Genomic DNA, 14437 nt, shown 5'->3' on the forward strand with positions numbered 1-14437 from the left:
ATTAAAGGTTTTTTATTATCTTCCAATGTTTAAAAACTCTAACAAATCATGAAGTTTCATTTTCTTTTTTACTTATGCTTGTTTTCTATTTTTCAGATAAAAGCACAATCCGTTGTTACTTCAGATAAATTTAATTTACCTCAAACGGTTGCAGAAACTTCAGGTTTAATTTACTACAACAACAAACTAATTACCCATAATGATAGTGGCAATGCCGCAGAATTATATGAAATAAATACCATTAATGGTTCTATAAACAGAACCGTTAATATTACCAATGCAAGTAATATTGATTGGGAGGATATTGCTCAAGATAACACTTATATATACGTTGGCGATATTGGAAATAATAATGGAAGCAGAACCGATTTAAAATTTTATAGAATTTTAAAAACCGATTTTGATACAAACACCAATATTACGGCTGAAGTTATTAATTACACGTACGAAAATCAAACTGATTTTACTCCCAATCCTAACAATAATGATTGGGACTCTGAAGGTTTTGTGATTTACGATAATTATATTTTGATTTTTTCTAAAAACTGGGCAAATAATGAAGTTGATGTTTATGCCATACCAAATACTATTGGCTCACATAGTGCAATTAAAGTTAGCAATTACAATGCAGAAGGCCTAGTAACTGGTGCAGATATAGTTGGTTTAAATAAAATATATTTGTCTGGATATTCCGAAGCTGACCTAACCCCCTTTTTGATTGAAATTTACAATTTAAATATTAACACACCATCAAATCTGGATGTGTTTACAAGTAGTAATACTGTTAAATTAGATATTTCTTTGGGAACTTTAAATCAAGTTGAAGCTATTTGTTTTATCGAAACTAATGGTTTTATTGACACGCTTTATATTTCTAATGAAAAGATTACAGCAGGTAGTTTTACCATTCAAGAGGCTAAAATTAGGGAATTAACTGTAGATAATTCTATTTTAAACACTTCAAATTTTATAAAAAATGATGTTATAAAACTATATCCTAATCCATTTGAAAATGTGATTCAGCTAAGTGACAACGTTGAAAGCATTAAAATTTATAACAATTTAGGTAATTGTGTTTTACAACAAGATTTTACAAAAACTATAAATACTTCTAAACTAACTTGTGGTTTTTATATTATTTCATTAAAATACAAGAACAGCGTCATCACAAAAAAAATACTTAAATAGCATTATTTCTTACGCATATAAACACTTACCGGAACTCCAGTAAAATCAAAATGCTCGCGAAGTTTATTTTCTAAAAAACGCTTGTACGGATCTTTTACATACTGAGGTAAGTTACAGAAAAAAGCAAACTGTGGCTGTGGCGTAGGCAATTGCATGATATACTTAATCTTAACGTACTTTGCCTTATAAGCCGGTGGTGGATAGTTTTCTATAATTGGCAGTAAAATTTCGTTAAGCTTGCTTGTTTTTATTTTTTTAGTTCTGTTTTGGTAAACCTCAACAGCCGTTTCAATTGCTTTAAAGATACGTTGCTTAGTTAAAGCAGAAATAAATATAATGGGTACATCTGTAAAAGGTTCCATTTGTTGACGTATAGCTTTCTCATACTCCTTAACCGACTTATGATCTTTCTCAACTAAATCCCATTTATTCACCAAAATAACAATCCCTTTTCTGTTTCGTTCTGCTAACCAAAATATATTTTGCACTTGTCCATCAAAACCTCTAGTTGCATCTAAAACCACTAAACAAACATCACAATGCTCAATAGCTCTGACACTTCGCATTACAGAATAGAATTCTAAATCTTCTTTTACCTTAGCTTTTCTTCTAATTCCAGCAGTATCAACTAAATTAAATTCAAACCCAAAACGATTATATTTAGTATCAATGGCATCACGGGTAGTTCCAGCTATATCGGTAACAATATATCTATCTTCGCCTATTAAGGCATTTATAAAAGATGATTTTCCAGCATTAGGGCGACCTACAACTGCAAAACGAGGTAATTCTACTTCAACTACTTCCTCTTTTTCTGGCAAGGCTTCAACTAATGCATCTAATAATTCTCCTGTTCCACTACCATTTATACTAGCAATAGTATAATATTCTCCTAATCCTAAAGCATAAAATTCTACAGCATCCTCAGCACGTTTTGCATTATCAACTTTATTTACAGCTAAAAAAACAGGTTTATTTACTTTTCTAAGCAACTTTGCCACATCTTCATCCATGCCTGTAACACCACTTTCAACATCTACTATAAAAATAATAGCATCTGCTTCATCAATAGCTAACTCAACTTGTTTATCAATTTCTGCCTCAAAAACATCATCACTTCCTAATACATAACCTCCTGTATCAATTAGAGAAAACTCTTTTCCATTCCAATCACTTTTTCCATAATGACGGTCTCTGGTAACCCCACTAACTGCATCAACAATAGCTTCTCTACGTTGTATTAAACGATTGAAAAATGTTGATTTCCCTACATTGGGTCTTCCTACTATGGCTACTATATTACTCATAATTTTATTTTGTAAAACAGCTTGAAGCTGATAAATGATATTTCTCTTTAGAAATATTTTGCAAAAATAGGAAATCTACTTGACGCAAAGTTGTTTTTTGTTAAAGATTGAAAGTATTTATCATTAAACTAAAAATTAGTAATTTACTGTACTTAAACTAAATAATAATGGTACTTGGTAATGATGTTGTTTTACGACCGCGATTTAAGCTTAAAATACCTCACCATAGTGAGTCCATTTTAAGTGATTTTCAAAATGCAAAAACAATACAATCTGATTTTATAGTTTCACAGGTTGACGAACATGTTTTTATCCGATTTCCTAAAGACAAACAAAATTTTTGGTCACCTCAATTACATCTTCAAGTGGAACCAATTGATGATTATTCTTCTGAAATTAGAGGTTTATTTGGCCCAAACCCAACTGTTTGGACTATGTTTATGTTTTTGCATTTCTTAGTTGCCTGTTTATTTATTGCTTTTGGAATTTGGACTTACACCGATTGGACATTAGAGCAAAACTTTACAATTCCCGCCAGTTTAGCTATTTTTATGATGTTAGTTTGGGTGTCTTTATACTTTGCTGGCAGCTATGGAAAAGCTACAAGTATAAACGATATAAGACTATTAAATAATTTTATGAACGAAATATTAAAAATAGAAAAAGCCCCGACTGAAAATGAACAACCAAAGCTTTTTAAAAACTAACTAACTCAAATATAAATCAAATAGCAATTTGATGTGTGTAAATATCTGATTGTTATATTAACTAATTGTTACCCTATCAAAAAGTTTCTATTACTTTTAATTGTTATAGCCAAAACGCTTTAACTGATTTTGATTACTTCTCCAATTTTTATTCACTTTTACATACAATTCTATATGTATTTGTTTACCAAAGAATTTCTCTAAATCTTTTCTAGCTTCTACACCAACACGCTTTAAAGCAGTACCTTTATGACCAATAATAATTCCCTTTTGTGTTTCTCGCTCAACCATAATAACGGAACGCACTCTAATGATATTTTCTTCCTCAAAAAACTCTTCGGTATCAACCTCAACAGCATAAGGAATTTCTTTTTTGTAATGAATTAGAATTTTTTCACGTATTGTTTCATTAATAAAAAAACGCTCTGGCTTATCAGTTAATTGATCTTTTGGATAAAATGGGGGCGAATCTGGAAGTAATTCAATAATTCTATCAAATACATTTTTAACTTGAAAACCCTCTAAAGCAGAAATTGGAATAATTTCAGCATTTGGTACTTTCGAAGCCCAAAGCTGCACTTGTGTCTCTAGCTGCTCTTGGTCTGATTTATCAATTTTATTAAGCAATAATAAAACAGGGATTTTTGAATTTGTTATTTTGTTGAAGAAAGTTTCATCTTTTAATTCTTGTTCACCAATTTCAACCATGTAAATCAGTACATCAGCATCCTCAAAAGCTGATTTAACAAAGCCCATCATTGATTCTTGAAGCTCGTAAGCTGGCTTTATAATCCCAGGTGTATCACTTAAAACCACCTGAAAATCATCTCCATTTACAATACCCAAAATTCTATGTCTTGTTGTTTGAGCTTTAGAAGTTATAATAGACAACTTCTCACCAACAAAGGCATTCATTAATGTGGATTTCCCAACATTAGGATTACCAATAATATTTACAAAACCTGCTTTATGGCTCATTTTTTATTTTTTAATACGATGCAAAGTTACAACCTTGATAGGTTTCTTTTACAAAAAACTTAATAAACAAAAAAACAGGAAGAACCTTCCTGTTTTTTTGTTTATTTAATGTTATATATTAATTAGTTCATTATTTCTAATAATTCTAAATCAAAAATCAATGCTGCATTTGGTTTAATAACTCCACCTGGTCTTGGGTTAGCACCATATCCTAAATCACTAGGGATAAACAGTTTATATTTAGATCCTACAGGCATAAGTGTTAAACCTTCCGAAAATCCTTTTACAAATTGATTCACTGTCATTTCAATTGGTGTACCTCTATCTACTGAACTGTCAAAAACAGTTCCATCAATTAAAGTTCCATGATAGTGTAGCTTCACTTTATCAGTAGCTAATGGTTTTGCTCCAGTACCTTCTTTTAAAACAAGATATTGTAAACCACTCTCTGTAGTTACTATGCCACTTTTTGTTTTATTTTCTGCCAAAAACTTTTCACCTTCCTCTTTAGTTTTTTGAGCATCTTCTTGTCTCTTAACCATTTCCTCTTGTTGCTTTTTTTGGAAATAGTTTCTAACTAATTCTTGAGCTTTAACGTCATCAATCATTACTTTTAAAGAATCTATAGCGTTAATATAACCTTGAACAAATAAATCATTATCAAACTCCTTAAAACTAGCTTTTACATTTTTAGCTACATCCATACCAACTGCATAACTTACAGAATCTAATTCTGTTTTTAAAGGTTTATTTGATGGGCCATTTTTATCACAAGACACAAGTAGTAATACCATTGTTACTAGACTTAACAATTTCATTATTTTCATTTTTTTATTATTTTATTTTATAGTTTTGGTAAAAGTAATAAATTTATATTCACTAGAAAAGAAAAGATTTTTGGAGATTATTGTTTAATAATACAACTTAATTGAAGTAATCAATTAAAAAAACCTCTTGATTTATCAAGAGGTTTTACTTTTTTATAGTAGAGCGAACAGAAAAAATGTCTAACCTACTTATTAAAGAATTAGAGAAATTTAATTCCATAAATATTTAACTCAATATTTAAAAAATAAAAAACCTCCAACCAAAATGTTGAAGGTTCTACTTTGTAGCGGGAACTGGACTCGAACCAGTGACCTTCGGGTTATGAGCCCGACGAGCTACCTACTGCTCTATCCCGCGATATATTACTAAAACAATTTTCTTAGCTTTTAACTTTCGGTTCATAATGCCGACATAATTGTTTTGGATTGCAAATATACAACCCTTTTTAATTTCTACAAGAATAAATTAGAAAATATTATTATTCTAAATTATCAGCTTGAAAACCAATCATTTCTGAGCTTGAAAACTGAACAGAAATTTGTATTGGATTGCAACACACCTCACAATCTTCAATATAAGATTGATTTGATGTAGAATTATCTATTAACATAGATATGTTTTCCCAACAATATGGGCATGTAAAAAAATGTTCTATCATAGTCACATAGAAATAAAAAAATAGCCATCATTTTGACGGCTATTTGATACAATATTTATAAAATTTATTTTATTCTTTTTCAATATCCATTACAGCAGTAGAACTTTGCATCTCTAAAATCCCTAATGTTGGAGGATTTTTACCAGACACTGAAATATAGTCTTGGTTAAGCTTATTATCACTAACCATTACAGTCGATAATTTTGTTAAATTAATAATACTTAAAGGTAAATCTCCAGTAAACTCATTAGTTGATAATAATAACTCTTCTAAGTTTTTTAATTGTGCTATTTCAGAAGGGATATTTCCATCCATTTTATTATCCATCAAACTTAACTTTTGCAATTTAGATAAAGCGTAAATTTCATTTGGAATATGACCTGTTAAAAAATTACTTCCTAATAAAAGTTCTCTTAAGTTCGTCAAACCCATTATTGAACTTGGTATTTCTCCGGAGAATTTATTACTATAAAGCTTTAAATATTCTAATTTTTTTAACTCTCCGAGTTCAGTTGGAATATGACCTTCTAAACCATTCATAAATAATTCTAAAGAAATTAAATCTTTAAGATTTTTCATTGATGTTGGAAGTGTTCCTGATAATTTATTAAATCCAAAGTTTATTTTTCTTAAATGAACCAAATCACCAAGCTCTTGAGGAAGAAAACCTTCTAAATTATTAAACTGCAAATTAATTTCAATAATTTTATCGTTTTCAATTTTTACTCCATACCAAGATTCAACTGGCGTGTTTAAATCCCATGTAGAATGCCATTCTGATCCGTTAGTTGCATTATAAATAGCAATTAATGCTTCTTTTTCAGAAGAGGAAGTATTAGCAAATGAGAAAAATACTGTAAATAATAGGGCTAAAGTGAGCTTTGTGGTTTTCATATTTTGGTTAAATTCGGGATTAACTTATACGAAAGTACACAGGATATAGATAAAATACCAATTTATTCGATGAAAAGCATAAAAATTTAACAAATGTTACTAGACGAAATGCACTCTAAATAATTTTTAGCTTTAAATAAAATACATAAGTTCTAACTAAAACTCAATATTTAAAATCTCTCCACTAATATTCAATAATAATAGTTCTGCTAGTTTAGCTGAATATTTTGCCTGATTCCTTAATAATTCAGCATTTAAAAGATTAATTTGAGCTTGTCTGAATTCAATAGAATTTAATTGACCAATTTTAAATTTTTCTTGAGTTCTATCAAAATTATTTTGAGACGTTTTAATATTATCCTCTTGAAGTCTAAAAATTCTTAATTTATTTTGATAATCATCCCAAGCATTATTAAAATCCCGCTCTAGGGTTATTAAATATTCTTCTTTCTGAATTTCTTGAGCTTCAAGATTTTTTTGTGCATTTTTAACTCTAGTTATGGTAGTTCCTCCATCAAATAAATTCCATGATAAATTTAAACCAGCTGATAATCCTGTTGATGTATTTTGAAGAACAAACGCTAAGGGACTATTATTTGTAGATTCGTTCCAACCATAAGAACCTGTTAAACCAATAGTTGGTAGATAACTAGTTTTACTTGACCTTATACCATAATTATTAATTAAAATATTTTTGTCTATTTGCATTAAAGTAACGTTTCTGAGTTTGGCTTTTTCAAAAAGTTGATCTTTAATAAGTAAACTTTCAAAGCTTATATTGGAATCAACTTCAAAATCATTATGGATAGTATTCCCTAAAACAACATTTAAATCTCTCTTAGAGTTAATAAGTTGTTGTTTAGCATTCATTAAATTAATACTATCATTATTTATATCAACTTCAGCATTCAATAACTCTAATTTAGTACTTTGCCCATAATCAAACTGATATTTAGCCCTTAGTAATCTATCGTTAGATATATTGAGTGTTTGCTCCAATGCACTATTATTTTCTCTTAATTGTGCAACATTATAATAAACGGTAAACAATTGAAATACAGTGTTTTCAATGGTTTCTCTTGCTTGCAGCTCAGTTAGCTGATAACGCTCTTTAAATTGTTTATAATTATAAAGCCTCCCCAAACCATCAAACAAAGTGTAGTTTAGATTTATTGATGCATTATAACGTCTAGTTTCAGCGCCTTCAGCAATTCGAACGTCACCATTAGCAAGTTGTCCTTCCGTATTTTGCTTATCAATTGTTGCACCTGCATTTCCAGTTAGTGTTGGTAAATAACCAGAATTTAAAATACTTGCATTGTTTTTTGCAACTTCTACCTGAGTATTTGCGAATTTAATGCCATAGTTATTTTCTAAAGCTAACGAAACTGCTTTTTCAGGAGTAACTACCTCTTGCGAAAAAACATTTACAGTAGAAACCAATAAAACACTAAAAAAAATTAATTTAATCTTCATGCGCTTCTTTTTGTTCTTTAATAGCTCTTTCTACTTCTTCTTTGGTAACATGATTACCAGTTATCAACCACTTTATAGTAACTTTTGCGCTGTTTGTAGCAGATAATAAAATTGGTAAAACTATAAGTGTAAGTATGGTAGCCATACCAATACCATAAGCAATTGAAATAGCCATGGGTTGTAAAAACTGAGCTGCTCTACTCTTTTCTAATAAAAGCGGTGCAATACCAGCTATTGTTGTTAAAGATGTTAAAAAGATAGCTCTAAATCTGTTTTTTCCAGCCTCAAATATAGCTTTATCAAAAGACATACCTTCTGTTAAAAATGAATTGAATTTCCCTATCAAAACTAATCCATCATTAACCATAATACCAACTAAAGCAATGATACCTAACATAGAAGATATGTTTATAGGGAAATTATGTAAATAATGTCCCCATCCAACAGCTATGAAACTTAAAGGAATCATTAATATTAATAAAAAGGGTTGGCTGTAACTTCTAAAGGTAAAAGCAATTACTACATAGATCAAAAATATTACGACTGGTATAGTGGTTTTAGCAGAATTTGAAAGTTTATTAGCTTCACGATTTTGACCTTCGTAAGACACCGATATTGTTGGGTATTTTGATAAAATATCAGGCATAACATTCTCTTTAATATCTGTAAGAATTTCGGTAGGGCTTCCTTTTGAATCTGAAAGATCTGCATTCACTTGAATTTCTCGTCTACCATCCAAATGCCTGATACTCTCCTCGCCTCTTTTAATTTCGTAAGTTGCAATTTCACCAAAAGGAATGCGCTCTCCCGTAGGTGTAATAATTCTCATATCATCTAAATCGTTGATTGATTCTCTATTTGAGCGATCATAACGAACCCAAACTCTTATTTCATCTTGTCCGCGCTGAAAACGTTGTGCTTGTAGACCAAAAAATCCTGAACGCACTTGAGACATCACATCTCTAAGATTTAATCCTAAAGCGTAAGCTGATTCTTTTAACTCAATATTAATTTCTTTAATACCTTCTGGATCTGTATCAGTAATATCTGTTAGTTGTGAATTACTTTCTAACTTCGATCTTAATTCTTCAGTAGCGGCTTTTAACTCATCCGTATTGTAACCTAAAAGTGATACTGAAACTGGAGTACCTCCAAAATTTCTCCCAGAGCCAAATGTTAACAATTCCACACCATAAACCTCACCAACTTCTTTACGAATTGCATTGGTAATATCTTGAGCTGGGAAATCTCGTTCCTCACCTCTCAACAAGTTAACCGTTAAACTTGCTTTATTATTTCCAGGTCCTACATTTTTAACAACATTTTGTACAACCTGTTTGTTGTCGGTTTGTTTTTCAGTAAAAATCTTGTTAATTCTCCATGAAGCGTCTTCAATCATAGAAATAAGAGAATCTGTGATTTTTGGATTAGTACCTTCTGGCATTAATAAATTAACGCTTACACTATCACTATCTAAATTGGGGAAAAAGGCACTTTTTATAACACCTCCTTTGTAGGCACCAACTGTTAAAATCATAATTCCTAGAAAAACCGAAAACGTAAAAAATCGTTGCCTTAAGGCAAATTTTAAAACAGGACTGTAAAGTTTGTCTCGAAGATACCTCATCAAATTATCTCCATACTCATTAAACTTCCTTAGTTTTAAAAAGATTTTATCAATACCACGTTGCTTTTTTTCTTCCTTTGGTGTTAATGCATTTAATGCCTTAGAATGTGCAATATGAGCAGGCAAAATTACCAAAGCCTCAAATAAAGACACTACTAATGTTAAAATTACTATTAAAGATACTTCACTAAAAGTATCGCCAATTCGTCCGTCCAAAAACAAGAAAGTAGAAAATGCTAAAACAGTTGTTAATATAGCAGAAATAATAGGTGGTAAAACCTCTATAGTACCATCTATGGCTGCTTGTATTCTAGGCTTTCCTTTCTCGTAATGTTGGTAGATATTTTCTGATATCACAATGCCGTCATCAACTAAAATACCTACAACAATAATCATCCCAAATAAAGATACTAAATTTATAGTAATCCCGAAATATGAAGCGAAAATAAACATTCCTAAAAATGAAACTGGTAAGCCCAATGCAACCCAGAATGCTAAACGAGTGTTTAAAAATAAAGACAGAAATATGAGTACCAATAGAATACCCATGGCACCATTTTCAAGTAATAAGCGTGTTCTATCTCTTAAATTGATAGAACTATCCCTCACAACATCAATTCTTACACCTGTATTTTTCTGATTGAATTCTTCTATGTAATTATTAACATTAGCAGCAGAAACTAATAAGTCTTCATTATTTGTGTTTGTAATTTCAATATTTACAGACGGATTACCGTTAAAATAAGAAGCGTTTGGTGTCTCAGAAAATCGATCTCTGATAGTTGCAACATCTTGAAGAAGCACCACAGTTCCATCTTCTTTTGCTCTAACAATGAGATTGTTTAATTCGATGCCGTAGTAGGAACGATTATTAGCTCTAATTAAATAATCTTCAGCTTCGGTTTTAATATTCCCTCCTGTTGTGAGTATATTTGCTTGAGATACTGCTACTGCAACTTCTGAGAAGGTAAGATTATAAGCTAATAAATCATTTTCACGAACTGCTATTTCTATTTCTTCTTCCGGGTAACCAGAAACATTAATTTGAGAGATACCCTGGATAGCTCGCAAATCATTTTCAACTTGCCTACCAATTATTTTTAGTGTTTTTAAATCAACATTTTGACCATTAATTGCAAAAACAATGGTTTGTCTATAACTTTCTTGCTTAGAAACCACTAAAGGCTCCATACCAACTGGATAATTTGATACTCTATCAACAGCATTTTTAATTTCAGCTAACATGATATCAATATCTTCACCACGTACTACTTCAATAGCAATACTTCCGCCATTTTCTCTGGCTGTTGAAGTGGTTCTATCAATACCTTTTAATCCTTTTAAATTATCTTCAATTTTTAATATAATACCTTCCTCAATCTCTTCAGGTGCGGCACCAGGATAAGTAATATTAATATTAATGTTTTTGGCGTCTTGTAATGGTAAATAAGAAGATTTTAATTGTAATATTCCAAAAACTCCAAATAAAACAAAGCCTATAAGTACTACATTAACTGCAACACTATATTTAATAAAATATGAAATGATTTTTTTCATATTAGTTTTTTACTGATTTGGTTTGTTCTTTTGAATCATTATTGTCATCTGCTACTTTAACCAACATACCAGCAAATGCGCCTGCTAATGGTTTTGAAAGCATTTTAGTTCCATCTGGAACACCTTTAACAACGACGTCATTAGGAGAGAAAAAAACTGGCTCGATTTTTAAAATATCTAAAACACTATCTTTTAAGATAAATATTTCAGAATTATTAACTAATAGTTTTCTTGAAATTTTAATAGCATTTGGCTCATCAGCAGCTTCTAATTGTGCTTCTAAATACATGCCTTCTTTTAAATCATCTCCTTTAACTTCTACAAAAACTTTTATTGTTTGTGTGGTTTGATCAATTCTACTATTGATTCTGGTAACTTTACCTACATAAGCATTTTTTCCGTCTAAAGTTTTCAAATCAACAGACTCGCCAATTTTTAGCAAATCACTGTACGTTTTACCAATTGAAAGTTCAATTTCGTAAATAGATGTATCTATAAACTCACCTAATTTTTGACTAGATCTAATTAAGGTTCCTTTGGTAACCAAAGCCTCAGTAAGTACCCCACTAAAAGGTGCAACAAGTTTGTATTTCACTAAACGTTGCTCTAAATTTTTAACATTATAATAGCTAGAGACAATACCTCTTCCAGTGATAAAATAATTAAGTTTTTCGTCGTTTATTTTAGGCAAATGTGGCGTTGTTTTATTTAAATCAAAACTTCTTATATATCCATCCCAAATATTAAAATAGTTAGGAAAATCTAATCTTAAATCAGGTATAATTGACGTTATTAAATTGTAAAGATTACTTTTTGCAACTTGAACCGATGCAAAATACTCATTTGAATTAATCCTAATTAAAGTTTCTCCTTTTTTGTATGACTGCCCAGGTTTAAAATCGTGTGCTGTACTTTCAAAAATACCTTGAACTTCTGAATACAATTCAAAGCGATTTTTCGCTGTCAAATTACCGTTGGCAGGAATGACTATAGGAACACTTCTATTCTCTACAGTCTCTACAAAAACAGTTTTTATAACTTTTTCAGCTTTAGGCTTTACTTTAACATTACTTTTAATAATGTAATAGGCTCCAATAAAAGACATTCCTAAAATTACAATACCAATACCAAGGAGTATTATTTTACGCATTATTTGTGTTTGATGGTGAGGATACAAAATTACCCATTATGACCCATCGAATAGTTAAAAAAAACTTAAAAAAATACTAACCTTCGAAAGCTTCAATTTCGAATTGAATTTGTTCCCATTTATCCATACAACTATGTAACTCAGATTTCATTTTTTGATAATTATCAAAGAAGTTGGATTTTGAAGTAACTTCAGCATAATTAATTTCTAATTCTAAATCAATCGCTTTAATTTCCCGTTCTAACTGTCCAATTTTAGACTCTAGGTTACTTAACTTATTATTTAGAGATTTTAACTTTTTCTGATCTTCATAAGATTGCTGATTTTTTTCTTTCGGAGTCTCTTTTATAACCGTACGTTTTTCAACTTCTCTTAAACTATCAACTTTACGTTGTTCTAAGTAAAAATCTATATCGCCTAAATATTCTCTTAATTCATGGTCTTTAAACTCATAAACGATGTTGGTTAATCCTTGAAGAAAATCACGATCGTGAGATACTAAAATTAAAGTACCTGCAAACCGTTTTAAAGCTTCTTTTAATACGTTTTTAGATTTTATATCGAGGTGATTTGTTGGCTCATCCATTATTAAAACATTAAATGGTTGCAACATTAATTTGGCTAAGGCTAAACGATTACGTTCTCCACCAGAAAGAACACGCACATATTTATCGACCTCATCGCCTCTAAATAAAAACGATCCTAAAATATCTCGAACTTTACTTCTATTGGTTTCATTAGCAGCATCAATCATAGTATTCAAAACGGTTTTACTACCATCTAAATACTCTGCTTGGTTTTGAGCAAAATAACCTATTTGAACATTGTGTCCTAGCTTTAAATGCCCATTGTACTTTATATCGCCAACTATAATTTTTGCGAGTGTAGATTTACCTTGACCGTTTTGCCCAACAAAAGCGGTTTTGCTATCGCGCTCTATTAATAAATCTATATTTTTTAAAACTTGGTTATCTCCATAATTTTTTGAGATTTTTTCAGTTTCAACCACCACTTTTCCAGGTGTTATAGATACTGGAAAATTCAGAGTCATCACACTATTATCATCTTCATCAACCTCAATTCTATCAATTTTATCAAGCCTTTTTATAAGCGATTGTGCCATAGTTGCTTTTGAGGCTTTAGCACGAAACTTTTCAATAAGCTTCTCTGTTTGTTCTATTTGCTTTTGCTGGTTTTTTTGTGAAGCTAATTGTTGGGTTCTTAGCTCTTCACGTAAAACTAAATATTTAGTATATGGCTTCGGATAATCATAAATACGTCCTAAAGAAATTTCAATTGTTCTGTTAGTTACATTATCTAAGAACATTTTATCGTGAGATACAATAACCACGGCTCCTACATAATTTTTCAAAAAACCTTCTAACCAGATAATAGACTCAATATCTAAATGATTTGTTGGTTCATCCAAAAGTAAGATGTCATTGTTTTGAAGTAATAACTTAGCCAATTCAATACGCATGCGCCATCCACCAGAAAATGTATCGGTAAGTTTATCAAAATCTTGACGTTTAAATCCTAAACCTTGAAGAATTTTTTCGGTATCACCCTGATAATTATAACCCCCTAAAATTTCGTATTGATGTTGTAACTCATTAATGTCAACCATTAATTGATGATATACTTCACTTTCATAATCTGTACGTTCTACCATTTGAGTATTAACAGATTCCATTTTAGCCTCTAAATCCTTAATTTCTGTAAAAGCTTCATAAGATTCCTCAAGAACTGTTCTTCCTAAAACAAAATCAATATCTTGTTTTAAGAATCCTATTTTAAGTTCTTTATCAGTTGCTATTTGACCAGTATCTGGTTCCATTTCCCTAGATAAAATTTTAAGCATAGTAGATTTACCAGCACCATTTTTACCGATAAGCCCAATTCTGTCGCCATTTCCTAGTTTAAAAGTTATATCTTCAAAAAGGTATTCTCCTTGAAATGAAATTGATAAATTATGGATGTTCATCATAGAAATGTAACTTTTATTACAAAAGCTTCTTTATTAAAAATGTATTTTTACAGCATTATTTGCATTTGCAAAAATACATA

At 30.4% G+C, this 14437-nt stretch carries 11 protein-coding genes and 1 tRNA gene; 2 read left to right on the forward strand and 10 right to left on the reverse strand.

Annotation, left to right across the window (positions count from 1 at the left end; translation table 11 throughout):
- The first annotated feature begins 48 nt into the window (after positions 1-48).
- Complete coding sequence (locus tag AC1XJX_RS07030) at positions 49-1188, forward strand: T9SS type A sorting domain-containing protein (RefSeq protein WP_482003259.1); 1140 nt, start codon at positions 49-51, stop codon at positions 1186-1188.
- Positions 1189-1190: 2 nt separating this feature from the next.
- Here the strand turns inward: AC1XJX_RS07030 and der are convergent, their stop codons facing one another.
- Positions 1191-2495: a ribosome biogenesis GTPase Der gene (gene der, locus AC1XJX_RS07035; RefSeq protein WP_482003260.1), complete on the reverse strand. Its 1305-nt coding sequence runs from the start codon at positions 2493-2495 to the stop codon at positions 1191-1193.
- A 167-nt stretch (positions 2496-2662) separates the two neighbouring features.
- Here der and AC1XJX_RS07040 point away from each other — a divergent pair, with 167 nt between their 5' ends.
- Complete coding sequence (locus tag AC1XJX_RS07040; protein ID WP_482003261.1) at positions 2663-3202, forward strand: GTP-binding protein; 540 nt, start codon at positions 2663-2665, stop codon at positions 3200-3202.
- Between the two features lie 96 nt (positions 3203-3298).
- On the opposite strand, the gene era is transcribed toward AC1XJX_RS07040, so the two are convergent.
- From era to AC1XJX_RS07085, 9 genes are all read right to left on the reverse strand, one after another.
- Positions 3299-4180, reverse strand: a complete 882-nt coding sequence (era, locus tag AC1XJX_RS07045; RefSeq protein WP_482003262.1) for a GTPase Era — start codon at positions 4178-4180, stop codon at positions 3299-3301.
- Between the two features lie 122 nt (positions 4181-4302).
- Positions 4303-5007, reverse strand: a complete 705-nt coding sequence (locus tag AC1XJX_RS07050; protein ID WP_482003263.1) for an FKBP-type peptidyl-prolyl cis-trans isomerase — start codon at positions 5005-5007, stop codon at positions 4303-4305.
- A gap of 285 nt (positions 5008-5292) precedes the next feature.
- Positions 5293-5365, reverse strand: a tRNA-Met gene (locus tag AC1XJX_RS07055).
- 121 nt (positions 5366-5486) lie between these two features.
- On the reverse strand, positions 5487-5666 hold the full coding sequence (locus AC1XJX_RS07060; protein WP_482003264.1) for a CPXCG motif-containing cysteine-rich protein: 180 nt from the start codon (positions 5664-5666) through the stop codon (positions 5487-5489).
- 69 nt (positions 5667-5735) lie between these two features.
- Positions 5736-6560: a leucine-rich repeat domain-containing protein gene (locus AC1XJX_RS07065; protein ID WP_482003265.1), complete on the reverse strand. Its 825-nt coding sequence runs from the start codon at positions 6558-6560 to the stop codon at positions 5736-5738.
- Positions 6561-6716: 156 nt separating this feature from the next.
- Complete coding sequence (locus AC1XJX_RS07070) at positions 6717-8036, reverse strand: TolC family protein (RefSeq protein WP_482003266.1); 1320 nt, start codon at positions 8034-8036, stop codon at positions 6717-6719.
- Positions 8026-11220 carry an efflux RND transporter permease subunit gene (locus tag AC1XJX_RS07075; RefSeq protein ID WP_482003267.1) on the reverse strand — a complete coding sequence of 1065 codons (3195 nt, stop codon included), beginning with the start codon at positions 11218-11220 and terminating at the stop codon, positions 8026-8028. Before AC1XJX_RS07075 ends, AC1XJX_RS07070 begins: the two co-directional genes overlap by 11 nt.
- A gap of 1 nt (position 11221) precedes the next feature.
- Positions 11222-12370, reverse strand: a complete 1149-nt coding sequence (locus tag AC1XJX_RS07080; protein ID WP_482003268.1) for an efflux RND transporter periplasmic adaptor subunit — start codon at positions 12368-12370, stop codon at positions 11222-11224.
- Between the two features lie 76 nt (positions 12371-12446).
- On the reverse strand, positions 12447-14357 hold the full coding sequence (locus AC1XJX_RS07085; protein ID WP_482003269.1) for an ABC-F family ATP-binding cassette domain-containing protein: 1911 nt from the start codon (positions 14355-14357) through the stop codon (positions 12447-12449).
- Between the last annotated feature and the right edge of the window lie 80 nt (positions 14358-14437).

Source organism: Flaviramulus sp. (assembly GCF_982512915.1).

Coding starts and splice junctions, on each gene's coding strand:
- AC1XJX_RS07030 (WP_482003259.1), top strand. CDS start 49: ATGAAGTTTCATTTTCTTTTTTACTTATGCTTGTTTTCTATTTTTCAG.
- der (WP_482003260.1), bottom strand. CDS start 2,495: ATGAGTAATATAGTAGCCATAGTAGGAAGACCCAATGTAGGGAAATCA.
- AC1XJX_RS07040 (WP_482003261.1), top strand. CDS start 2,663: ATGGTACTTGGTAATGATGTTGTTTTACGACCGCGATTTAAGCTTAAA.
- era (WP_482003262.1), bottom strand. CDS start 4,180: ATGAGCCATAAAGCAGGTTTTGTAAATATTATTGGTAATCCTAATGTT.
- AC1XJX_RS07050 (WP_482003263.1), bottom strand. CDS start 5,007: ATGAAAATAATGAAATTGTTAAGTCTAGTAACAATGGTATTACTACTT.
- AC1XJX_RS07060 (WP_482003264.1), bottom strand. CDS start 5,666: ATGATAGAACATTTTTTTACATGCCCATATTGTTGGGAAAACATATCT.
- AC1XJX_RS07065 (WP_482003265.1), bottom strand. CDS start 6,560: ATGAAAACCACAAAGCTCACTTTAGCCCTATTATTTACAGTATTTTTC.
- AC1XJX_RS07070 (WP_482003266.1), bottom strand. CDS start 8,036: ATGAAGATTAAATTAATTTTTTTTAGTGTTTTATTGGTTTCTACTGTA.
- AC1XJX_RS07075 (WP_482003267.1), bottom strand. CDS start 11,220: ATGAAAAAAATCATTTCATATTTTATTAAATATAGTGTTGCAGTTAAT.
- AC1XJX_RS07080 (WP_482003268.1), bottom strand. CDS start 12,370: ATGCGTAAAATAATACTCCTTGGTATTGGTATTGTAATTTTAGGAATG.
- AC1XJX_RS07085 (WP_482003269.1), bottom strand. CDS start 14,357: ATGATGAACATCCATAATTTATCAATTTCATTTCAAGGAGAATACCTT.